Below are 23,363 nucleotides of genomic sequence, written 5' to 3' on the forward strand. Positions count from 1 at the left end.
AACGTTTAAAATTTCATCAAAGTACTGTTATGTTAAAATTATAGAACTAAAGTTTATTAGAAATGTTATAGTATATTATACGTATATCAAGTTTGAGTTAAGTAATTGAATTTTATAATAAATTAATAACTATTAGGGCAAGCTAAATTTTGATTACTACAAACTAATAAAATAAATTAACATTTAAGAATATTTATTAAAATTTAATAATTGGTCTACAAATATATAAAATAATTATGGAGGTTATTAATATGTCTGGAGTAATCGGAGTTATTGGTATGTTAGCATTACTAGGGATTGCTTTTATTATTTCTGAAAATCGTAAAGCAATCGATTATCATCCAGTTATTGGAGGGCTTTTGTTACAATTAACATTTGCTTTTATTATTTTAAAGTTACCAATTGGAAAACTGCTTTTTGAACAATTGAGTGATTTTGTAGCTGAAATTTTAGGTTTTTCAACTGATGGAGCAGATTTCCTTTTTGGTGCTCTAATGGATACAGGATTTAGTTTTGCTTTATCTGTAATCCCTACAATTATATTTTTCTCTTCCTTAATGTCAGTTTTATATTATTTAGGCATTGTACAAAAAGTAGTAAAGGTAATGGCTAAAGTTATGAAAAAAGCTATGGACTTAAGTGGAGCAGAGTCTTTATCTGCGGCAGCTAATGTATTTGTTGGACAAACAGAAGCTCCTTTAGTAGTTAAGAGATATGTTCCAGATATGACTCGATCAGAAGTAATGGCTTTAATGACTGGTGGAATGTCTACAGTAGCTGGTGGAGTAATGGCTGGCTATATTGGTATGGGTATTAATGCAGGATATTTACTGGCGGCTAGCATTATGTCAGCTCCAGCTGCTTTAGTAATGGCCAAGATTATTATACCTGAAACTAAAGAATCTGCTATTTCTGGTGATATAGATATTGATTTAGAAATTGAAAATACTAATATTATTGATGCTGCAGCTGAAGGAGCAAGTGAAGGTTTGAAATTAGCTTTAAATGTAGCTGCTATGTTATTGGCATTTGTATCATTAATCGCTTTAATCAACTATCCTTTAAGTTTTATAGGGATTAGTTTAGAAGAAATTTTAGGATATCTTTTTGCACCGTTATCTTTTTTAATGGGAGTACCAGTAGAAGAAATCCAAGAGGTAGGAAGTTTATTAGGACAGAAGATGGCTATTAATGAATTTGTAGCTTACTCTCAGTTAGCAGGAATGATAAAAGAGGGAACATTATCAACAAAGTCGGAATTAATCGCTACTTTTGCTCTATGTGGCTTTTCTAATTTTTCTTCTATTGCTATTCAAGTTGGGGGTATTGGTAGTTTAGCTCCTGAAAGAAGAGGAGAAATTGCCTCTTTAGGTATTAGAGCATTAATTGGTGGAACACTAGCTACTTACATGACTGCTACAATTGCTGGTATATTATTATAAAATAAAATTTAATAATTGGTTTAGAATAATTACTAGACTAAAACCTTTCTATAAATTAGGAAGGTTTTTTATTACAAACCATCAAAAAATGTAGAAAGATTGATCTTTTTTATTGATTTTGTAGTAAAATGCAGGAATGTAAGGGTGATAAATTGAATTTACATAAGAAGAAGGAAAAGGAGGTAAGTAAGTTGAAATTAAATTCAAAAATAATTGCATTAATCAGCAATCTTTTTCTATTAATAATATTTAATTTTTATCATTATTTTACTTATGGAATTTTAGATATAGTTGAACTATTAATTAGTATTACATTAGGCATAATATTATTATGGTTAATTTTAAAATATGATAATATTAAATTATATTCTAAACAATGCCAAGAAAAAGAGCATAATTTAAATTTTATTTTTAATAATATAGATGCAGCAATCTGGTCTGTTAATTTAAAAACAGATGAAGTATTAATTTCTAGAGGATTTGAAAAATTATGTGGCTTTTCGAATCAAAAATTTAAAAATGTATCAAATTTTTGGAAACAAATTATTCATCCAGATGATTTAAAACTCCTTAATAGAGAAAAAGATAAATTACTTTCAGGAGAAATTATTAGTTTAGAATATCGTATTATATGTAAAGATAATAAAGTGTGTTGGGTTAAAAGTAATATAACTCCTAATCTTAATTCTAATGGTGATGTATATGAATTTAATGGAATCATGGTAGATATAACTGATCGTAAAAAAATAGAAAAAGAAATAATAGAAACTACAAAGCGTTATAATTCTATCTTTGAACAGAATCCTGATGCAGTTTTTACTATTAATTCAGAAGGTAATATAATGCGTGTAAATCATATTTGTGAAAAAATATCTGGTTATAATAAAGAGGAACTACTTAATATGAATTCGGATGAATTAGTTATTTCTACTGATTTAGATAAAGTAAATCAACATTTTAATGAAACACTTAGTGGAAAAACGGAAATTTTTGAATGTACTATTATACATAAAGATGGACATCATATTAAATTAAGTTTAAAATACTTCCCATTAATTGTAGATGAAGAAATAGTTGGGATATGTGGGATTGGTAGGGATATTACTAAGCATAAAGACATGGAAGAAAAGATTAATTACATGGCTTACCATGACACTTTAACTGACTTACCTAACCGTAATCTATTAAATAAATTACTTGAAGAATTTATAGTAGATACTACAGAAGAACAACAGAAATTAGCAATTCTGTTTATTGATTTAGATCGTTTTAAAATGATTAATGACACAATAGGTCATGATATTGGTGATATGGTATTACAACAGGCAGCTGAACGCTTAATTAAAAGTACAAGGAAAGATGATATAGTAGCACGCTTTGGTGGTGATGAATTTATTGTTGGTATGAAAGATATAAATAGAGGAGAAGTTGATAAAGTAGCGCAAAGAATAATTGATGAATTTTCTAATCCATTTATTGTAGATAATTACGAAGTTTTTACGACTCCAAGTATTGGTATTAGCTTATATCCTAATAATGCAGATAATGTGGAAAGATTAATTAAATATGCTGATATAGCAATGTATTCAGTTAAAGAAAGTGGAAAGAATGATTACCAATTCTTTAATTATAATTTAGATGAAAAACTTTCACGAAAAGTAGAATTAGAGAAAGGGTTAAGAAAAGCATTAGCTAATAATGAATTTACTCTTCGATATCAACCACAGATTAATATCGTTACAGGAAAAATTATTGGAGTTGAAGCATTACTTCGTTGGAAGCATCCACAACTTGGTAATATTTCTCCAGGAGAATTCATTCCAATAGCAGAAGAAACAGGACTTATTAAATCAATTGGCGAGTGGGTTTTAAAAACAGCATGTAAACAAAATAAAGCTTGGCAAAATTCTGGTTTACCTCCTATATGCATGGCAGTTAACGTTTCTAAACAACAATTTCACAGTGAAGATTTTGTAGATATGGTAACTCAAGTTTTAGAATCAACTCAATTAAACCCTAAATATTTAGAATTAGAAATTACTGAAAATAGTATGTATAAAATAGAACATTTAATTCCAACTTTAAATCAATTAAAGGATATTGGAATTAAGATAGCAATTGATGACTTTGGAACAGGATATTCTTCATTAAGTATTTTAAATCGTTTACCAATAGATAATTTAAAAATTGATCAAAATTTTATTCATAATATTGTAAACAATTCAAATAAAGCTGCACTCACAAAGACTATAATTAATATGGGAATTGATTTGAATTTTAATGTAACTGCTGAAGGAGTAGAGACTTACGAACAGAAGTTATTTTTAACAGAAAATCAATGTAATATTGGGCAAGGATATTTGTTTGCACATCCTTTATTACCAGAAAAAATTAAAAATATTTTAAATAAATCTAATCTGTCAAGTTATTCTAAAATAGAATAGTTTATTAAAAGATTCAGTTACAGATTATTTAATATCACTAAGAAAAGAAGTAAAGATATAACTCTCTTAATATTAATTTCTCTTCTTCTCTTAGTGATTTAATTTGATTACCTGTATTCATATAATTTCTCTCCTATATTTCAAGAATGATTAGTGTTATTACGACTCTTTGATTTTGAACTATTATTTCTACAATTAATATAGAATCCAAAAAGCGCTAATAATATAGCAGGTAATACACTATTTATTAAAAAGCCTATCAAAACAAATAATATTAGATAAATACCTAATATAGTATAGTCTTTTTCTTTCTGTGATTTATCTTCATACCTCCATAACATACCTCCAATACATAGCAAAGTTAAGAATATTCCTACTATTATTTTAATAGTAATTCACCTCCTTATTGTAGGAGCATGTTCTTGTTATTATTTACTTTATTTTATAATGAACATTGTGCTAATAGCTAGAATAGAGGAAAGGGGAGGCATTGCTAATGATATAAAGTTGGTATAGTTTTTAATAGAATATAGAACATGCTAGTAATCATTTTAAAAAGATTTTAATAATTAATATATAATCACCCCCTTAAAGTATAAATTAGACGTTAAGTTTAGAAACCCTTTAAATTTATTTGATTATTCTGAAAATTTAAAATATTAAATAAATTAAAATAATAGTGGTGCGTGGAAAATAACCTATCCTATTTAGTAATTATATTATTATAAAGATAAAGTTATTATAATAACTATACTATTCATATATTCAAAAATATTCACAAATTATCACCTGGGAAATTATGTAAAATAGATAATAAACTTTAAAAAGCCCTTCATAAGCAATAAAGGGCTTTTTTATTAAGATTATTTTCCATAGTAAGCTTCTTTATAAAGGCTTTTCATATCTTCGATTGTAGGTTCATTAGGATTAGTTAAGGTACATGGGTCTTGATGACTATTCTTAGGCATACGCTTTAACGCATCCTCAAACATTTCTTCTGTAACATCAAATTTATTAGATATCTTTTTAAATGTAATAGGGATATTTACTTTAGAATTTAATTTACGTACTGCATCTGCTAAATTATCTACTTTTAAAGATTCCTCAATAATTCTGAATTTATTATTGGCAGCTTCATAGTTGAATTCTATTACATAAGGTAATAAAATAGCATTAGCTAATCCATGTGTGAAATGTAATTCGCCTCCAATTTTATGAGCTAAAGAATGGACTATACCTAATGAAGCATTAGAAAAAGCCATCCCTGCAATTGTAGAGGCATCGTGCATCATTTCTCTTGCTTCTAAATCATCACCATTTTTATATACTTTAGGTAAATATTCAAATACTAGTTCAATAGCTTTTAAGGCTAATGCATCTGTATAGCTTGTTGCACCTGTAGAAACAAAAGCTTCAATAGCATGAGTTAATACATCCATACCTGTATTAGCAGTAATGTGTTTTGGCATTGTTGAAGGTATTTCAGGATCTACAATAGCAATATCAGCAACTAATTCTCCAGACACTAATGGATATTTGATTTTCTTTTCGGTGTCTGTAATAACCGAGAAGGCAGTAACTTCTGAAGCAGTACCGCTAGTAGATGGAATAGCAATAAATTTAGCTTTGTTTCTTAATTTAGGAATAGAGTTTACTTCTATAATATCCTCAAATTCTAAATCTGGATATTCATAAAAACACCACATACCTTTTGCGGCATCCATTGGCGATCCTCCACCAAGAGCAACTATCCAATCCGGTTTAAAGTCCAACATTATCTCTTTACCTTCTAATATTGTTTTTACTGACGGATCTGGTTCTACTCCTTCAAATACTTTAACTTCTAAGCCTGCATTTTCTAAATGAGCTACTATTTTATCTATAAAACCAAATTTTCTCATAGCTCCTTCGTCAGTAACTATAATGGCTCTTTGACCTTCTATTTCTTCTAATTCTTGTAATGAATCTTTGCCATGATGAATAATTCTAGGAAGCATGAAGGTTGACAAAAATAATCACTCCTATTTTGATATTTTTATTATAGTAACAACAATATTTATTATATCCCATTAAACTATTTGTTATTTAGCCAATTATAGTCTTTAAATTTTAATTGAAATTAAGCTTGTAATAAGATACAATGAAGACTGGTTAATATTTTTAAAGTCAGTCGGTGATGATATAGGGTAGAAAGGGGATAATGATTACATATGTATAATTATCAATTAGATGAAATAGAGTTACTTTCTCCAGTAGGTAATCGTGATAGTTTATATGCAGCGGTTCAAAATGGATGTGATGCTATTTATTTAGGAGGTAAGTCTTTTAACGCCCGTGAAAATGCAGAAAATTTTTCTTTAAAGGAATTAAAAGAAGTATTTAATTATGCTCATATTCGTGGAGTTAGAGTTTATGTTACGGTTAATACTTTATATAAAGATGAAGAAATAGAAGAGGTACTTAGATTTATAGAAAAGATCTATGATTATGGAGTAGATGGAGTAATTGTCCAAGATTTAGGAGCAGCGCGGTTAATTAATAAAGCTTTTCCTGATTTAGAATTACATGCTAGTACCCAGTTAACTATACATAATTTAGAAGGAGCTAAATATTTAGAGAAGCTTGGCTTTTCTAGAGTTGTACTTGCTCGAGAACTATCATTAAAAGAGATAAAATTGATTATAGAAGAGACTAATCTAGAAGTAGAAGCATTTGTACACGGTGCCTTATGTGTATGCTATTCAGGTCAGTGTCTAATGAGTAGTTTAATTGGAGGACGTAGCGGTAATAGAGGACGTTGTGCTCAGCCGTGTCGTTTACCTTATACGTTGGTTGATTTAGAAAGTGAAGAAGTAATCGGTGAAGAGTTTGCTAATACTCACTTGCTTAGTCCTAAGGATATCAATACATTAGAAATCTTACCTGATTTGATTGATATAGGAATTACTTCTCTTAAGATTGAAGGCAGGATGAAACGTTCTGAATATACTGCATTACTGACTAAGATATATCGTAAGTATATTAATAATTATTTAGGAAATAGGCAACAAAACTATAAAGTTAATACAAAAGATCAAGATAAGATTACCCAGATATTTAATCGTGGTGATTTTATTCCTGGTTATTATTTAGGTAAAGATGATTTAGATTTAATTAGTTACCAACGACCAAAGAACTGGGGATTAAAGATTGGAGAGGTAATCAGCTATGATTATCAGAGTAAGGATTGTAAGATAAGATTAAGTAAAGAAATTAATCCAGGAGATGGAATCGAGATATGGACAGATAAAGACAAGAATCCTGGACTTACTCTATCAGATTTTGAAAAAATAGATGATAATATAATCCAAATTAAGATTACAGGAAGGATAAGAAAAGGTAATCCAGTTTATAAAACTGCAGATAAAGAATTATTAGAAAATTTACAAGAAACTTATCATCTGCCAGATACTATTAACAAGATAGAAGTGTATGGACATTTAACTGCTAAACTAGGAGAAGCAATGGAGTTAAATATCTGGGAGGATGATGGCCATTATGTATCGGCAAAGAGCACTTTTATTCCTGAGGAAGCAAGAAAGCAACCGATTACCAAGGATGATTTAAAGGAACAATTGAATAAATTAGGCAATACTCCTTATACTTTTGAAAATATAGAATTAGATATTGATAATAATTTATTTATACCTATCTCTAAGATAAATGAATTACGGCGTGATGCAGTAGATAAGCTAAATCAAACAAGAAGTAAACAGTTTATTAATACACCAAAAAATAATAAGATAAAAAAAGAAAATTTAAAATTAGCATCTGCTAATATAGAGAATAAAGAAGAATTAACTGTTTACCTTAAGCAAGTAGATTATATGGAAGCTATTTTAGAAGTGGGAATAGATAGAGTTTATTGTGATAATAAGGGGTTAAATTTAAATGAGATTAATGATCTAGTACAGATGGCTAAAAATTATGATACAGAGCTATTTATTAAATTACCACAGATTGCTCGTCAAAATGAGATGAAAAAGGTTAAACAGCAAATTAAAGAATTAGAAACTAGTAAAATTGATGGATATCTTGTACCGCAGTTAGGAGTAGCTCAATTATTAAAAAAGTCTAATAAGAAGTTAATTGCTGACTATCCGGTTAATAATTTTAATAGTTATATTATTAATCATTGGAAAGATGAAGGATATAATGGAGTAGTTTTATCACCTGAGCTTAATTTACAAGAAATAAGAGAGTTAGCTAAGTATAATAATATTAATAAAGAGCTTATAGTTTACGGGCATTTACCGATGATGATTACTGAATATTGTCCAATTGGAAGTGTAGTAACTGGTTTTGATTTTGATAAGGACTGTAATAGAGAATGTTTACAAAAAAATTATGGATTATTAGATCGTAAAGATATGATAGTTCCGATTGAAGCTGATCCAGCTACATGTTCAACTATTCTTTATAATAGCCAATTTCTTTATTTAGTAGATTATTTATCAGAAATTACTGAGGTGAATTGTCAAAGTTATCGTTTAGACTTTATTTTAGAAGATAAAGATGAAGCTATTGAAATTTTACAAGCGTATCGTGCTAAGATTAATAATGAATCATTTGATTTTGCTAGATTAAAGGCTAAGATGGGTAGGAAAGGATATACTAAAGGGCACTTTTATCGTGGCGTAGAATAACAGTTGTAGCTATTGGGGAAGGAGTAAATCATGGTCAATTCTATGAGTACTTACATATATAAAGAAGTTAATAATCTTCCAATACATTTAAATTTTTATAGCAGCAACATCAAAAATTCACCTGTGATTGTGTATATTCATGGTGGAGCATTAATATGGGGTTCAAGAAAAGATATTATTTCTAAACAAGTTGACTTATATAATGAAGCTGGATATTCAGTTATTTCTTTAGATTATAGGTTAGCACCTGAAACTAAATTAGAATATATAATTGAAGATATTAATGATGCTCTAATTTGGATAAAAGAAAATGGCCAAAATTTATTGGATATCGACACCAATAAGATAGCATTAGTTGGAAGTTCTGCAGGAAGTTACTTAAGTTTATTAACTGGTACTTTTGATGAAAAGCCTAATACCATCGTATCTTTTTATGGCTATGGTGATATACTTGCTGATTGGTATGTAAGACCTAGTGCTCATTATTGTAAAATGCCTTCAGTTACTAAAGAAGAAGCATTTAATGTTATTGATAATAACATCTTAGTGCAAGGAGATAGGGAAAGGTATATATATTATGTATATTGTAGGCAAAATGGTATTTGGACAAAACAAGTAAGTGGCTATAATATTATTGAAGAGAAAGAAGAAATAATCCCCTTTTGCCCAATATATAACTTAGATACAAGTTTCCCACCTACTCTCTTAATACATGGAGATAATGACACCGATGTACCATATGAGCAATCGTTAGAAATGTCAAAAAGATTAAATGAATATGAAGTATATAATAGGCTGATAACTGTTAAAGGAAAAGGACATGCATTTGATTATAATATGTCAAATCCAGTTGTAAAAGATCTCTTTAAAGAAGTAGTTAATTTTTTAAATTCGAACATATAGATAAAATAAAAATCAAACTTCAAAGAAAGGGGTATTATATTCTTATACAGGAAATTAATAATCTTACGTAGTAGTAATATAAGTAAGGTATATAATTATATAATCAGAACAGGAGGTAATTATGCAGTCTAAAAATAATAAGCTAGGTTATATTTTTATTATTATAGCGATGTTAATCTGGGGGAGTGTTGGAATATTTGCTCGCTTTATTCCAGAAACTTCACAAGTAATTGTTTTTTATCGAGTCCTATTTGCTTTCATTTCGTTATTACTTATATCAGTTTATAAAAAAGATTTAAAATTTGATTTAAAAGGTAACAGTATGCTACTGATATTAGCAATGGGTATTACTCTAGCTTTAAATTGGATTTTCTTTTTTAAAGCAATTAAAACTACTACTATAGCTAGTGCTACTTTAAGTTATTATGCTTCACCGATTATTTTAACTATATTATCTGTCTTATTTTTAAAGGAAGAGTTAACTAAGAAAGGGATAATTGCTTTAGCATTAGGGTTTATTGGTATTACAATAATGTTATTAGGTGGTAGGAATAATGAATTAGCTTCAGCACAATTATACGGAGTAGGTTACGGATTAATAGCAGCTACTTGTTATGCTTTATTTGCTTTAACTAATAAATTAATTTCTAACCTTTCTGCACAATATTTAACTTTATTACAAACAGGAATAGCATGTGCAATTTTGTTACCATTCATCACCAATTATCAATTACCAAGTTTAAAGTCATTATTGCTATTATTTGTTATGGGGATAATGCATACAGCTCTTGGTTTAATTTTATATATTAAAGGATTAAGAATTAGTAAAGTTCAAGATGTAGGAGCTTTGAGTTATCTAGATCCTGTAAGTGCTATATTTTTTGCTATGATTATCTTTGGTGAAATACCAACTGTTACTACTTTAATTGGTGGAGGACTAATCTTAAGTGGGAGTTATATAGTTGTATCTAAATAATTTTAGGAGGGAACTTATGAAGAAAAGTATTATTATATTATGTATTGCTGTATTAGTTTTATATATTACTAATCCTACTCCAGTAGAATTTAGTAATTGGCTTGATGAAGAAATATCTAAGCAAACAGAAGATTCTAATATTCTTGAAAAAGGATTAGCAAATTTAATCGAAAAACCATTAATTAAATCTTCTGCGAACCATAAAAATTATTATTTATTTACTGTTTTTAAAGTTGAAAATAAATACTATAATGAAATTGTAGTTATAGGAGTTTTAGATAACTTTATTAAAATTAAAGGATCTTTTACTCCTAAATAATATATCGTTAATTAATTTATCAATTTAATATTTTAATATTATAAAAGCACTCAAATGAGTGCTTTTATTACTTTTGTGACTTTTCTCATAGAGTTTTTATATAAATAAGGTTATTATTAAACCAAGTTAACTATTTTTTTAAGCATTAATGAATGAGTATTCATTCATAACAAAGAGATAGTAAATTGATTTAAAAAATATAATTCATGGGAGGAGAATAGATGAAGATTTTATCTAACAAAAAAATATTTATATTGATATTAATCTTACTTATAATTAGTAGTCTAAGTTTGATCGGTTGGACAGCAGAAAATAATAATTATCAAAATTTTAATCTATCAAAAATTATTAAATTAACTTTAAAGGTTAATTCTCAAATTAAAATTGCTAGACAGAAATTAAAAGTTACTGAAGCAAATTTAGCAAAAAGCAAGGCTAATAAATTACCAAAAGTTAATTTTGAATCCAGTTATACTGAAGTTGGAGAGACTGAATCAAAAGTGACTAATAAAGACACCTATCAAGCTGGTCTTAATGGTAGTTATCCTCTATATACAGGTAATAAATTATCTAAAAGAATAAATATTAGGGATAATGAAGTAAAAAAAGCTAATCTCAATTTGGATAATAAAAAGAATGAAGTAATATTTAAAGTAACTACAGATTACTATAGGCTGTTAAAGGCTAAAAAATTAGTTAACTTAACTAAAAAGGCATTAACTCAAGTGGAAGCTCATTTGCAAGTAGCTAATTCCCGTTATGAAGCAGGCGCTGTATTAATTACAGATGTATTAAAAACAAAAGTCAGAAAAACAAAAGTACAAAAGGATTTAATTAATGCTAAGAACAAAGTAGAAATTATAAAATCTCAACTTAAAAATAGTATTGGTTTATCTCAAGTTAAATCTATTTCAATTAAAGGTGGATTAAAACAAACAAATTATAGTTTATCTTTAGAGGAATGTTTAGAAGAAGCTTTTATTAATAGAGCTGATTTGAAGCAATTTCAATTAAATTTAGTTAATTATCAAACTAAACTTGAAATAGCTAAAGCATCAGATTCACCAGAACTTATGTTAGTTGGAAATTATAAATGGACCGGTGGAGAAATGTTACCAGAAGATAATAATTGGGATTTGACATTAAATTTACAATTACCACTTTATGATGGAGGTCAGACTAAAGCAGTAATAAAAGAAGCAGAAGCTAATTTAAAACAGATGAAAGAAATTAAATGGCAATTAAAAGAAGGTATTGCTTTAGAAGTGAAAAGTTCTTATCTAGATAAGGAATCTGCTGCAAAAATGGTAGAAGTTACTTTCAAAAGCATACAAGAGGCTAAAGAGAATTTAAGAGTTGAAAGATTAAGATATAAAGAAGGAAGTGCTACTAGTACAGAAGTTATTGATGCAGAAATCTCTTTAACGACAGCTAAAACCAATTATTTAGAAGCAAAATATAATTATCAGATGGCGGTCGCTAGATTAATTAAGGCAATGGGGAGCTATGATAGGAGGGGACAATATGAAAAAAAGTTATAGATTTAAGGTAGGATTACTTGTATTATTAATTTTAACAGTATTATTAACTGGATGTGGACAACAAGAAAATGAAGAAGTAAGTAATGTAAATTCTAAAAATATTGAACAAGTACAAAAAGATACTAAATCTGGCTCACAAAAAATTGAAGTAAATGTTTTGAAAATTGAAAAGGAAGATTTTAAATCAGAATTAGAGATTACCGGTACTATTGAAGGTATAAAAGAAGTTAATACTTTTGCTGAAACAAATGGTAAATTAATAGATTTAAAGGTAAATGAAGAGGAAGAAATTAAGAAGGGAGAGATTATTGGAGTTTTAAAAAGAGATATATTAAAAGCTAAAGTAGAACAGGCGAAAGCCAATTTAGAAGTGGCCCAAACAAATTTGAATAAAATAAATGCTGGAGCAAGAAATCAAGAATTAAAACAAGCTAAAGCAAGTGTTAATCAAGCTGAAGCTAATTATAAAAAAGCTAATGCCGATTATAAAAGAATTAGTAAATTATATAAAGATGGAGCGACCACTAAAGAACGTTTAGATACTGTAAAAACTAATTATATGGTAGCTAAAGCTAAATTAAATTTTGCTCAAGAAAATTTAAATTTGATTCAAGAAGGAGCACGGAAGGAAGATAGAATTGCAGCTAAATTTAAATTAAAACAAGCTCAAGCAGCATTAAAGCTAACTAAAGAAAAATTAAATAATACTGTAGTTACAGCACCAGTTTCTGGAGTTATTACTGATGTTTTTATTGAAGAAGGAGAAATGGTAAATGCTAATAAACCATTAGCTTATCTCGTAAGTATGAATCAGGTTCTATTAAAGGCAGATGTTAGTACTAAGGAATTATCTAATTTAGCTGTAGGGCAAACAGCTTATATTAAGGTTAATAGTTATCCTAAAGAAATATTTAAGGGGCAAATTAGTAAGATTGGATCTAAAGTAGATAAACAGAGTAGAACTATTGAAGTTGACATTATAATTAATAATCCTGAATTCAAATTAAAATCAGGTATGTTTGGAAAAGGAAGAATCATATTAAATACTTGGAAAGATGTAATTATTTTGCCTAAGAGTGTTGTAAAGTCAAAACAACAAAATTATATTTATGTAGTTAAAGATGATTTTGTAGTTAAAAGAAAAGTTGAGGTTGAATCAATTTCTAAAAATAAATACTTGGTAACAGAAGGTTTACAACCAGGTGAACAAGTTATCACTTCTAATTTTAATCAAATAAATCCAGGAGAACAGATCTATATTAGAAAGCAGGGGAGTGAATAATCATGAGTCTACCTAAATTTTCTGTTGAAAAACCTTATATAGTAATTGCTTGTACTTTAATTATTTTATTATTAGGAGTCCTTGCTTTTAATATTCTTCAGACTAAATTATATCCAGAGCTCAACCCAACAGTAGTTACAGTTTTAACTGAATATCCTGGAGGATCTGCTGAAGATATAAATGATTTAATTAATGAACCTTTAGAGGATAAATTAGCTGCCGTAGAAGACGTTCAAAATATAGAAACTAAAGCCCAACAAGGCAGCTCAGTGGTTACATTAGAATTTGGTTACGATAAAGATATTAATGTAGCATCAGTAGATGTTCAAAATGTAATTAATCGGATTAAAGATGAATTACCAGATGATATTGAAGAACCACAGGTATTAAAGGTGGATTCTTCTAATAAACCTGTTTTAACTGTGGCTGTAAACGGCAATAATTCTTTAGTAGAATTAAAAAGTTTAATTGAAAATGAAATTAAGCCTAAATTTCAAGTTATTTCTGGTGTTTCATCAGTCACTACTTTTGGTGGTCTAGAAAGAGAAATAGCTGTAAAAGTAGATAAAAATAAATTAAAGGCTTATGAAATTCCAATTAATTTGCTTACTCAAAAAATTAAAGATGAGAATTTAACTAGTCCTGCTGGGAAGATAACTACTAATGATAATGAATATTTAGTTAGGGTTGTAGGTGAATATCAAAGTATAAAAGAATTAGGAAATATAGTTATTAGTAATTTTAATGGCAGATTAGTTAGACTACATGATATAGCTGAAGTAGCAGATAGTTATGAAGAACCTACGAGTAAATTTAGAGTAAATGGTCAAAAAGCAGTAGCTCTTAATATTAAAAAGGCTGATGACGCCAACACTGTAAAAGTAGTAAGTAATGCTAAGGAAAGATTAACAGATTTAAAAAAGAAATATCCTCAGCTTAATTTTAAAATAGTAGATGATCAGTCGGATTTAGTCAATATAGTTGTTAATAGCATGATTGGTAGTCTAAGAAGTGGAATTATATTAACAATTCTTATTTTATTTCTATATTTAGTAAGTGTTAGAAGTACTTTAATTGTTGCTCTTTCAATTCCTACTACCTTCTTAGTAACTTTAGGACTACTTAAAGCTGTTGGGTTAACTTTAAATATGGTTACTATGTCTGGATTAATTTTAGCTACAGGAATGTTAGTTGATGATTCTATAGTAGTTATTGAAAGTATAGTAAGACATGTTAAAGAAGGTAAAAAGCCATTTCAAGCAGCTATTATAGGAGCAGAAGAGATAACCTTAGCCAGTATGGCAGGGACTACTACTTCAATTATCGTATTACTACCTTTAATCTTTGTAGGTGGTTTTGTTCAACAGATGTTTAAACCTTTGGCTTTAACTTTAATCTTTGCTTGGACGACATCTGTATTTTTATCATTAACTTTAATTCCATTCTTAGCTTCTAGGATTTTGAAAGATAAAGCTGGATTAAATAAGTTAGAAAGTTTAGTTTCGTTCTTTAATAAAGGAGTTGAATTTATTAAAGATAAATATATTAAAATTTTAGAATTTAGTTTAAATAAATGGTTTATAGTTATACCATTAATCCTAATAATCTTTGTAGGAACAATGCGGCAAGTTCCTAAGATTGGCGCTGAAAAATTACCTAAAATGGATTCAGCTCAAACAAGAATTTCGATTGAAGCTGAACCTGGTTCTTCTTTAGAAAAGACAGGTCAAATTGTTAGCCAAATAGAAAAAATTCTAGCTCAAGAAGAAGAGATTATTATCTTTTCTAGTCAAATAGGTGCTGAATCAGGTAACTTATCTAATGCAAAGACAGGTGCTAATGGGGTACAACAGGCTAACCTTTCAATAGTACTCACTGATAGACATGACCGTACTGAAGGTATTTGGGATATACAAAAACGTATTAGAAATAAAATTTCTAAAATTCCTGGAATTAGAACAGCAATTGTTAGAGAAGTTGGTACTACTGTAGTATCTACAACAAAAGCACCTCTTGTAATCGAGGTTTATGGTCGAAATTTACAGACTTTAGAGAAGTTAGCTATGAATATAAAAGAAAAAATGAATGACGTTCCAGGCTTAGTAGACTTAGCTACTACTTGGACTTTGAATAATCCAGAATATCATCTTAATATAGACCATGACCGCTTAGCTGACTTAAATTTAACTACTAGAGAGGTTAGTAATCAAGCTATGATCAGTTTTGAAGGTCTAGAAGTATCAAAATTCAAATTACCTTACAAAGATGATTTAGATATTAGAGTTAAATATCAAGATAATGATCAAAATGAGATAATTGATATCAAACAAGCAATGATTAAATCACCAAAAGGACCCGTGATTACTTTAAAATCACTAGTAGATATAGAAAAAACCAAAAGAGCTAATTTAATTACAAGAGAAAAATTCAAGAATAAAATATCAATTATAGGTTATAACCGAGGACGGCCTTTGAGTAAAGTAGCTAATGATGTTAAGGATAAATTAAAAGGTGTCAAACTACCAGATAATTATGAAGCAAAAGTTACTGGAAAACAGGAAGATTTAAAGAAATCAATGAAACGAATGGGAATTAGTTTTGTTTTAGCTATTCTATTAATTTATATAATCTTAATAGGTCAATTTAAATCCTTTATCTATCCGTTAATTATTATGTTAGCTATTCCTCTAGAGATGACTGGAGTTGTAAATGCTTTACGCTTTACAGGAAAATATCTTTCATTACCTGCTATCATGGGAGTTATTCTACTAACAGGAATTGTAGTTAATAACTCAATATTATTAATTGATAGAGCTATATCTAATCGTAAGAAAGGTATGGATGACAAGCAAGCAATTATGGAATCTGCTTCTACTAGATTTAGACCAATTTTAATGACAGTAACTTCAACCATTGGAGGAATGTTACCTTTAGCTTTAGCATTGGCAACAGGCTCAGAACGATTTGCTCCATTAGCTACCAGTGTAATTGGTGGTTTAATTGTTTCTACATTTTTAACTCTTATTCTAGTGCCAGTAATGTATAATTTAGTTACAAATATTAGTGCTAAATTTCAATAGTAAATATAAATATAATTAAAAATTTCTCCTGTCTTTGATTATTATCATATTATTGATTATTAGATAGTGATATTATGGATTAAAGATAAGTTATGAAGATAAGGGGGGATTAAGTGAGTAAGAAACCTAAAATTAAAATATCATTAGTAGATAAAAAAGGTCAGGGACATTGTCATCATGGTCATAAGATAGGTGATACTTTTGATTTTGATACACAAAGAGGAAAATTGTGCTCTATGGCAATGCATGTAGCTTTTCCATATATAGATATATTAAGATATGGTGGTGAACTACCCCAAAATGAAGATGGTGAAATGCTGTTTTGTTGTTCAGATGTAGATGTTATTAATGTATTTAAGATTGAAGCATTAGAATAGTAGAATAAGTGATTCAAGTTTTGTTTAATATAATCATATAAGTTATATAGCAATACAAATAATAATAGGAGTGATTAGATGAGTCAAATGTTAGGTCCAATCCATCATTGGTTATATAATCAAATTAAAACAGTAGAAGATAGAGAAGTAAAGGTAGTAAAAGCTTTTACAGAAAAATATGGAGTAGAAGTAAAAGAATTAGCAAATGATATTAGAGGCGAATACGGTGAGTTAAAGGATGATTCGGCTTTAGAAGATTTAATAGTAAATAGCCACATCCATCCTTGGTTAGAAGGTGCAATCGATACAGCTCAAACTAGAGAAGCAGTTATCGTTAAAGAATTAATGGATAAGTATAATGATCAGAATTTATTACAAGAAATCTATCAACAACATGGGGCTTATTTAGCTAAGCAATCTGGTGAAGATATAACAAATAATGATTTAAAGACAGCTTTTGAAGCATTACAGAATACTTTAGTAGAACGAATGCCTTGTGACCGCTTATCACAAGTAATTCAAGATGATAGTAATAAAATTGTTTGGCGACATAATAGTAGGCTTCACACTGAGTTTTGGCAAAAAGTAGATGTATCAATTGAATTAATGCATCAATTATATGCTGATTGGATTAAAGGATTTATGAGAACTATTAATCCTCAAATTCAACATGAACGTAAAATTACTAATGACTACTATGAAGATATATTTACTTTATAATTAAAAATAAATATATACAAAGTTGTATATTCATAGATAAAACATGGGTGATTAATCACCCATGTTTTATCTATGAATAAATTTAATCTTTTTTGTACAAATTACAGCTGTTTTATGCTTCTGCTTCTTCATCAAATGGAGCTCCACCAGCAAGCTTTCTTACAGCTGCAATAGCATCAAATGGTATCTCTACTCTTACATCCTCATCAATTAAAGTAATAAAATCTAATCCTATTTGACATAGAATTCCTTCTTGAACACAACAACCTTCTCCAGCAGTAATAATAACCTCAACAAAATCACCCATTTGTTCTTCTAGCAAGTCTTCAAAAGGCATTTTTATTCCCCCTTTAAAATCTATATATTATATATTATTAAAATTTCATTGAAGTGTTACAAAAAATAGACTTTTAAATAAATTTATTTTGAATTTTATCGCACTAATCTACGAGAAATGACATATGATACAAATTAAGGAGGGATAATATGAAAAAAGAGCGAATAAAAAATCAAATTGTTGATGATAGTTTAAATGATATTCGTTTCTGGGTAGCAAGAATGAAAGAGCACGCTCTCTTTATTAAATTAGGTTTACCTGCTGATCGTGTAGGATTAAGAGAGGAAGCCCAAGATTTTATTGATGAATTTGAAGAGTTAGAAGAAAGATTAAATAATGTAACAGAAATCAATACTGAATTACTACAAAACTTAATTGATGCTGTTTCAGATTTAATAGGGTTTAAGCAAGATATTTTAAATATGTTAGTTGAATGTGAATTACGCTCCAGCTTAATGCCTTCATTAGTAGACCATCTTATTAGCGAAGCAATATACTTTCAAGAGATTTTGATTAATACTCCAGAACCTAATACTTTTAGAGAAATACTTCAAGAAGAAGTATTTTGGCTACAAATCATGGAAGAACACGTAGAATTCATAATTCATTTGCTTGACCCATCTGAAAAAACATTATTAACCCAAGCAGAACAATTTCGCGAAATTTTTTCACGTTTACTCGAAATCGCTCGTGATTTAGAATCGATGGCAGAGTCACTCCCTGATTGTTTTAATACAGTAATTAGATTTACAAATGAAGTTATAGAGGCAACAACTGAATTACGTGATTTTAAGGCAGCAGCTCACGAGTTAGTTGAAGATTGTCAAGTATTAAGTACAGTTCCAACTCCAATTCTAACAGCTCATGTCCGCTTAGAAACTGATAAATTCCTTGAAGAATTAGATGAATTAAAAGATAATATACCTGAATGTGATGCGGAACCACCAACAGGTGAGTTTGATTTTGAGACTTTGGCTAGAAATAATACTGATAATTTTAGAGGAAGACTTGAAGAAAGATTCTTTGGAGCAACTAATCTAGTTGAATTAACAAATATACTGGATGAATTTGGTATTCAGATACCAAGTAGAACAGATTTTAATAGAAATATAGTTATTGGAGCAATTGAATATGATATTGATAGTCTAAACTTAGAAAATATGACTATTCAAGTAGTAGTTAACCGTAAACAAAGAGGATATCATTTAATTAAAATGTTAAAAAATCAATTACCTAATCCAGGTAATTATACGTTAGAATTTGTAACAACTAGAGGAACTACTTTAGACCGAGATCAAATAAATATAGAATCTTAATGAAGTTTAGCAAAAGCAGTTATCAAATTTGATAACTGCTTTTGTTTTTATCAAAGAAAAGTGAGTTACATTATTTTTAATAGTTAATGTGATATTTATCAGAAAAGATAGTGATAACTTTAGCTGAAATTAATCTTAAAAATTAATATAATATAATTAAAGATATTAAGCTATTAAAGGAGAATTTATTATTGATATTTTAGAGAAAAATTTAACGTTAGCTGTGATGTCATTAATTATAATTTTAGTAATTATGTTTATTCATACAAGTAATAATGAATACGGTTGGGAAAGTTACAATTATGAAATTATTAAATATCAAGTTAAAGCTGGGGACACTTTATGGGCAATTGCTAAAAAACATAAACCAAAACAAATAAAGATTCGAGAATATATTTATTACTTAAGAAAGTTAAATGAAGATAAAGTTAAGTTAATTATTGGTGATGAAATAAAAGTATATAAGATTAAATCATAAGCGTAAATTAACTATCATAAATAATTTTAAAAAAGGAGCTATTAAAGATGAATATTAAGTGTCTAAAAACAGAAATTAATAAGTCGAAATTAGAGCTTGTTCAAATAGTGAATAATAAAGACGATTTAGTTAGAGAAAAAGTAATTGAAAAAAGTGAGAAATTAGATAAATTAATTATTAATTATATGAAAATTAAAAAGAAGTAGCTTATGAATTTTGCATATAGGCTATATCTCCCGTAGCTACTGTAACTACGGGAGTGATCTATAAAAAACAAAGGCAATTCATACTATGAATTACCTTTGCCTTAACTATAAATACACTTAATCTTTTATGATAACTTATACTTCAACTTCTTCGTCAAATGGAGCTCCACCAGCTAATTTTCTTACAGCTGCAATAGAATCAAATGGTATTTCTATTCTTACATCATCATTAATTAGAATAATATTATCTACTGCTACTTGACATAAGATTCCTTCTTGTGTACAACAACCTCCTCCGGCAGTAATAATTACTTCTACATAATCACCTAGTTGTTCTTCCAACAATTCATCGAATGGCATTCTATCTACCTCCTTTAGCTTTAATTTACTATATTTTATGATGGATCTCTTTGAATTGTTACAATAAATTATATTCTATATTAAATTATATGATATTTTAAAAAATAGTAACATTAGTGTTATCTCAAAATTTTAGGTAGGATATGAAAAGACAAAGATAATTCATATTATGAATTACCTTTGTCTTAAGTGTAGAGATCTTTAATCTTTTATGATAACTAAAATTTTATGCTTCTTCCTCAACTTCAGATAAAACTCCTTCTTGTGAACAACAGCCTGCACCAGCGGTTACAATTACTTCTACATAATCACCAATTTGTTCTAGTAACTGTTCTTCTAAGGGCATATTGTTAACCTCCTGTTGTGATATTTTACTATATATTATGAATGCTTATTCTAATTTGCTACAAAATACTGCATTTTATACTAAGGTATATTATTTATATTAAGTAGTAATGTGTTTTTTATTTTATAATTTATTTAGATTAGACAAATAATATAATTATGATATTTTATAAATTGACCTAAAAAAGGCTGATAAATAAAGATAAAGGAATTTATAATTCTGACATAGAATATAAATCAAGGATACATAGAAATATAGTTTAAAATAAACTAGAGGAGGCTGCTTAATAATGGAAAACTTTTCATTTCAAAATGCTACTAAAATAATCTTTGGAAGAGAAACAGAGAAACAAGTAGGTAAAGAAACAACAGAGTTTAGTAATAAAGTATTATTACATTATGGAGGAGGAAGTATTAAAAAATATGGTGTATATGATAAAATAATTAATTCTTTAAATGAAGCAGGAGTAGAAGTAATTGAATTAGGTGGTGTACAACCTAACCCACGTCTTAGTCTCGTCAAAGAAGGTATAGAGATTTGTCGTAAAAAGGATATTGATTTTATTTTAGCTGTTGGCGGTGGAAGCGTTATCGATTCTGCTAAAGCTATTGCTGTTGGTGTACCATATGAAGGAGATGTTTGGGACTTTTATATGGGAAAGAAAGAAGTTAAAGAAGCGCTCCCAATAGGTGTAGTATTAACGATTCCAGCAGCAGGAAGTGAATCAAGTGTAGGATCTGTAATTACAAAAGAAGAAGGAGAATATAAAAGATCTATTGGTTCAAATTTAATTAGGCCTAAATTTGCAATTCTTAATCCAGAAATAACTTTTACTCTTCCAGACTATCAAACCGCTTGTGGGGCCGCTGATATTATGGCACACATTATGGAAAGATACTTTACTAATACAGATAATGTGGACTTAACAGATAGATTATGTGAAGGAACATTAAAGACCATAATCAAAAATATTCCTATTATATTAGATGAGTCTAAAAATTATGAAGCAAGATCCGAAGTGATGTGGGCAAGTACAATAGCCCATAATGGCTTATTAGGTACAGGTAGGATTGAAGATTGGGCATCACATGATATTGAACATGAGATTAGTGGAATATATGATGTAGCTCATGGGGCAGGATTAGCAACAGTCTTTCCAGCATGGATGAAGTATGTATATAAAGAAAATATGAATAAGTTTATTCAATTTGCTATTAGAGTTTGGAATGTTGAATTTGATTTTGATAATCCTGAAAGAACAGCTTTAGAAGGTATACAAAGAACAAAAGATTTCTTTAGTTCTATTGGATTACCAGTGACATTAGAAGAAATGGATATTTCTGATGACCGCGTAGAAGAAATGGCAGAAAAATGCACTGAAAACGGTCCTGTAGGAAATTTTAAGAAATTAAATAAAGGAGATGTATTAAGCATTTATAAATTAGCTAAATAAATATAAAAACATAAATATTAACTATTATAATCATAGGGAGAGTTATTGTAATTTAGCTCTCCCTAATTAATTTTATTTTCTCCTATATCTGCTTCTAAATGGTGAATTATTATTGTCTTCATTATTCCCGTTATCTCCATCAACTTCTTCACCAAAAACAGTACCCTGTAAAATTACAGGGCCAATTCTTGTGCCATCTTCTTGTTGAGGGCGTACAGAAACATCAATTGGTGGTAAGGTTCCTCCAAAATCCAGGAAAGTAGTACCTGCCCACACATCTTCGTTTGGTGTTGGTTCTAAAGGAACATCAGTCAATTCTTCAGCTGGATCATTAGGGATTTCAAGGGTAGCTATATAAGAATTATAAGGTCCAAATGTTCCTGGATCAGGTAGGTTTATTCCTACAACTGTTGCTCTTTGGAGTGGTGGTTCAAAATCAGTAATTTCAAATACTGATACTCCAACAATAAAGAGATCTTCCGCCGGTCCAACTGGCTCAAGTGGATGTGTTTCAACATAAGAATGATTACTTTGTAACATCGTTATACCTCCTTCTTCTATTTATCATATCTTATGACGAAAAACCTCAAATTGTGAATGACTTTATTCTATTATTAGTTAATTTATTTTTTAAATATTTGCTGTGCAGCTTTATGGGTAAGTCTTTCCCAAAGATCATCGTGTATATCATCATTCCAGTCGAAATCTCCTTCTTTTAAAGCACATTTTACCCTATCCTTTATACCAAAGTGAAAAAGAATATGATTTGGTTGACTACCTTCAATATGATCATAAGCATATTCAAGTGTTTCTTTTGGTAATGTATTAGCTAAATAATCAACAGCCTGTTCTATATCTTCTTCTGTTATAAGATGTAACATGTTTTTTCCTCCAGGATTGATTTAATATATAATTTATTATCAATATATTTTATTAATTTTATACTTTACAGAGGAGATTGTTAATTCAGTATTGTAATTAATTAATATAATCACTTAACTATCTCTCGATTTTTTAGTTATAAATTTAATCAAGAATTTTGTTATAATTTTGTTTTTAAAGGATATACTTAAACTGAAAAGAAATTTTATTTATTAG

At 28.5% G+C, this 23,363-nt stretch carries 20 protein-coding genes; 15 read left to right on the forward strand and 5 right to left on the reverse strand.

All coding sequences use genetic code 11. From position 1 onward, the window contains the following. Positions 1 to 251: 251 nt before the first annotated feature. Together B5D41_RS06255 and B5D41_RS06260 are read left to right on the forward strand one after the other, a co-directional pair. Positions 252 to 1,442: a NupC/NupG family nucleoside CNT transporter gene (locus B5D41_RS06255; RefSeq protein WP_078809767.1), complete on the forward strand. Its 1,191-nt coding sequence runs from the start codon at positions 252 to 254 to the stop codon at positions 1,440 to 1,442. Positions 1,443 to 1,633: 191 nt separating this feature from the next. After that, a complete protein-coding gene (locus tag B5D41_RS06260; protein WP_159442907.1) occupies positions 1,634 to 3,886 on the forward strand; it encodes a sensor domain-containing protein in 2,253 nt (750 codons plus the stop codon). Between the two features lie 863 nt (positions 3,887 to 4,749). Here B5D41_RS06260 and B5D41_RS06270 read toward each other — a convergent pair. Further along, on the reverse strand, positions 4,750 to 5,895 hold the full coding sequence (locus tag B5D41_RS06270) for an iron-containing alcohol dehydrogenase (protein WP_078809770.1): 1,146 nt from the start codon (positions 5,893 to 5,895) through the stop codon (positions 4,750 to 4,752). 201 nt (positions 5,896 to 6,096) lie between these two features. Here B5D41_RS06270 and B5D41_RS06275 point away from each other — a divergent pair, with 201 nt between their 5' ends. The 9 genes from B5D41_RS06275 (at position 6,097) to B5D41_RS06315 (ending at position 17,769) form a co-directional block, all read left to right on the forward strand. After that, positions 6,097 to 8,571, forward strand: coding sequence for a U32 family peptidase (locus B5D41_RS06275; protein ID WP_078809771.1), 2,475 nt, complete (start codon positions 6,097 to 6,099; stop codon positions 8,569 to 8,571). Between the two features lie 30 nt (positions 8,572 to 8,601). Further along, on the forward strand, positions 8,602 to 9,474 hold the full coding sequence (locus tag B5D41_RS06280; protein ID WP_078809772.1) for an alpha/beta hydrolase: 873 nt from the start codon (positions 8,602 to 8,604) through the stop codon (positions 9,472 to 9,474). 121 nt (positions 9,475 to 9,595) lie between these two features. Continuing rightward, the gene (locus B5D41_RS06285; protein WP_078809773.1) at positions 9,596 to 10,450 is read left to right on the forward strand and encodes a DMT family transporter; all 855 of its coding nucleotides are present in this window, start codon (positions 9,596 to 9,598) and stop codon (positions 10,448 to 10,450) included. Positions 10,451 to 10,466: 16 nt separating this feature from the next. Beyond that, positions 10,467 to 10,769 (forward strand): hypothetical protein, encoded by a 303-nt coding sequence (locus tag B5D41_RS06290; RefSeq protein WP_078809774.1) that lies wholly within the window; start codon positions 10,467 to 10,469, stop codon positions 10,767 to 10,769. A 221-nt stretch (positions 10,770 to 10,990) separates the two neighbouring features. After that, positions 10,991 to 12,310, forward strand: a complete 1,320-nt coding sequence (locus tag B5D41_RS06295; protein ID WP_078809775.1) for a TolC family protein — start codon at positions 10,991 to 10,993, stop codon at positions 12,308 to 12,310. Beyond that, a complete protein-coding gene (locus B5D41_RS06300; RefSeq protein WP_159442908.1) occupies positions 12,294 to 13,592 on the forward strand; it encodes an efflux RND transporter periplasmic adaptor subunit in 1,299 nt (432 codons plus the stop codon). The genes B5D41_RS06295 and B5D41_RS06300 overlap by 17 nt, the downstream gene beginning before the upstream one ends. Positions 13,593 to 13,594: 2 nt before the next feature. Next, a complete protein-coding gene (locus B5D41_RS06305; protein WP_078809777.1) occupies positions 13,595 to 16,672 on the forward strand; it encodes an efflux RND transporter permease subunit in 3,078 nt (1,025 codons plus the stop codon). Between the two features lie 113 nt (positions 16,673 to 16,785). After that, the gene (locus B5D41_RS06310; protein ID WP_078809778.1) at positions 16,786 to 17,049 is read left to right on the forward strand and encodes a TIGR04076 family protein; all 264 of its coding nucleotides are present in this window, start codon (positions 16,786 to 16,788) and stop codon (positions 17,047 to 17,049) included. A gap of 78 nt (positions 17,050 to 17,127) precedes the next feature. Continuing rightward, complete coding sequence (locus B5D41_RS06315; RefSeq protein WP_078809779.1) at positions 17,128 to 17,769, forward strand: hypothetical protein; 642 nt, start codon at positions 17,128 to 17,130, stop codon at positions 17,767 to 17,769. A 112-nt stretch (positions 17,770 to 17,881) separates the two neighbouring features. Here B5D41_RS06315 and B5D41_RS06320 read toward each other — a convergent pair whose 3' ends face one another. Continuing rightward, on the reverse strand, positions 17,882 to 18,106 hold the full coding sequence (locus B5D41_RS06320) for a hypothetical protein (protein ID WP_078809780.1): 225 nt from the start codon (positions 18,104 to 18,106) through the stop codon (positions 17,882 to 17,884). Between the two features lie 149 nt (positions 18,107 to 18,255). Between B5D41_RS06320 and B5D41_RS06325 the strand changes: the two genes are divergently transcribed. The 3 genes from B5D41_RS06325 (at position 18,256) to B5D41_RS06335 (ending at position 20,106) form a co-directional block, all read left to right on the forward strand. Beyond that, positions 18,256 to 19,422 carry a DUF2935 domain-containing protein gene (locus tag B5D41_RS06325; protein WP_078809781.1) on the forward strand — a complete coding sequence of 389 codons (1,167 nt, stop codon included), beginning with the start codon at positions 18,256 to 18,258 and terminating at the stop codon, positions 19,420 to 19,422. Between the two features lie 226 nt (positions 19,423 to 19,648). Beyond that, positions 19,649 to 19,900, forward strand: a complete 252-nt coding sequence (locus tag B5D41_RS06330) for a LysM peptidoglycan-binding domain-containing protein (RefSeq protein WP_078809782.1) — start codon at positions 19,649 to 19,651, stop codon at positions 19,898 to 19,900. A 47-nt stretch (positions 19,901 to 19,947) separates the two neighbouring features. Further along, positions 19,948 to 20,106 carry a Spo0E family sporulation regulatory protein-aspartic acid phosphatase gene (locus B5D41_RS06335; RefSeq protein WP_078809783.1) on the forward strand — a complete coding sequence of 53 codons (159 nt, stop codon included), beginning with the start codon at positions 19,948 to 19,950 and terminating at the stop codon, positions 20,104 to 20,106. A 135-nt stretch (positions 20,107 to 20,241) separates the two neighbouring features. On the opposite strand, the gene B5D41_RS06340 is transcribed toward B5D41_RS06335, so the two are convergent. Continuing rightward, positions 20,242 to 20,466 (reverse strand): hypothetical protein, encoded by a 225-nt coding sequence (locus B5D41_RS06340; protein WP_078809784.1) that lies wholly within the window; start codon positions 20,464 to 20,466, stop codon positions 20,242 to 20,244. 635 nt (positions 20,467 to 21,101) lie between these two features. On the opposite strand from B5D41_RS06340, the gene B5D41_RS06345 reads away from it, so the two are divergent. Continuing rightward, a complete protein-coding gene (locus tag B5D41_RS06345) occupies positions 21,102 to 22,265 on the forward strand; it encodes an iron-containing alcohol dehydrogenase (RefSeq protein ID WP_078809785.1) in 1,164 nt (387 codons plus the stop codon). Between the two features lie 72 nt (positions 22,266 to 22,337). Here the strand turns inward: B5D41_RS06345 and B5D41_RS06350 are convergent, their stop codons facing one another. Further along, complete coding sequence (locus B5D41_RS06350; protein WP_078809786.1) at positions 22,338 to 22,805, reverse strand: YoqH family protein; 468 nt, start codon at positions 22,803 to 22,805, stop codon at positions 22,338 to 22,340. Between the two features lie 83 nt (positions 22,806 to 22,888). Beyond that, on the reverse strand, positions 22,889 to 23,146 hold the full coding sequence (locus tag B5D41_RS06355; RefSeq protein ID WP_078809787.1) for a hypothetical protein: 258 nt from the start codon (positions 23,144 to 23,146) through the stop codon (positions 22,889 to 22,891). Positions 23,147 to 23,363 lie beyond the last annotated feature (217 nt).

The organism is Selenihalanaerobacter shriftii (genome assembly GCF_900167185.1).
GTDB classification, from domain to species: Bacteria; Bacillota; Halanaerobiia; order Halobacteroidales; family Acetohalobiaceae; genus Selenihalanaerobacter; species Selenihalanaerobacter shriftii.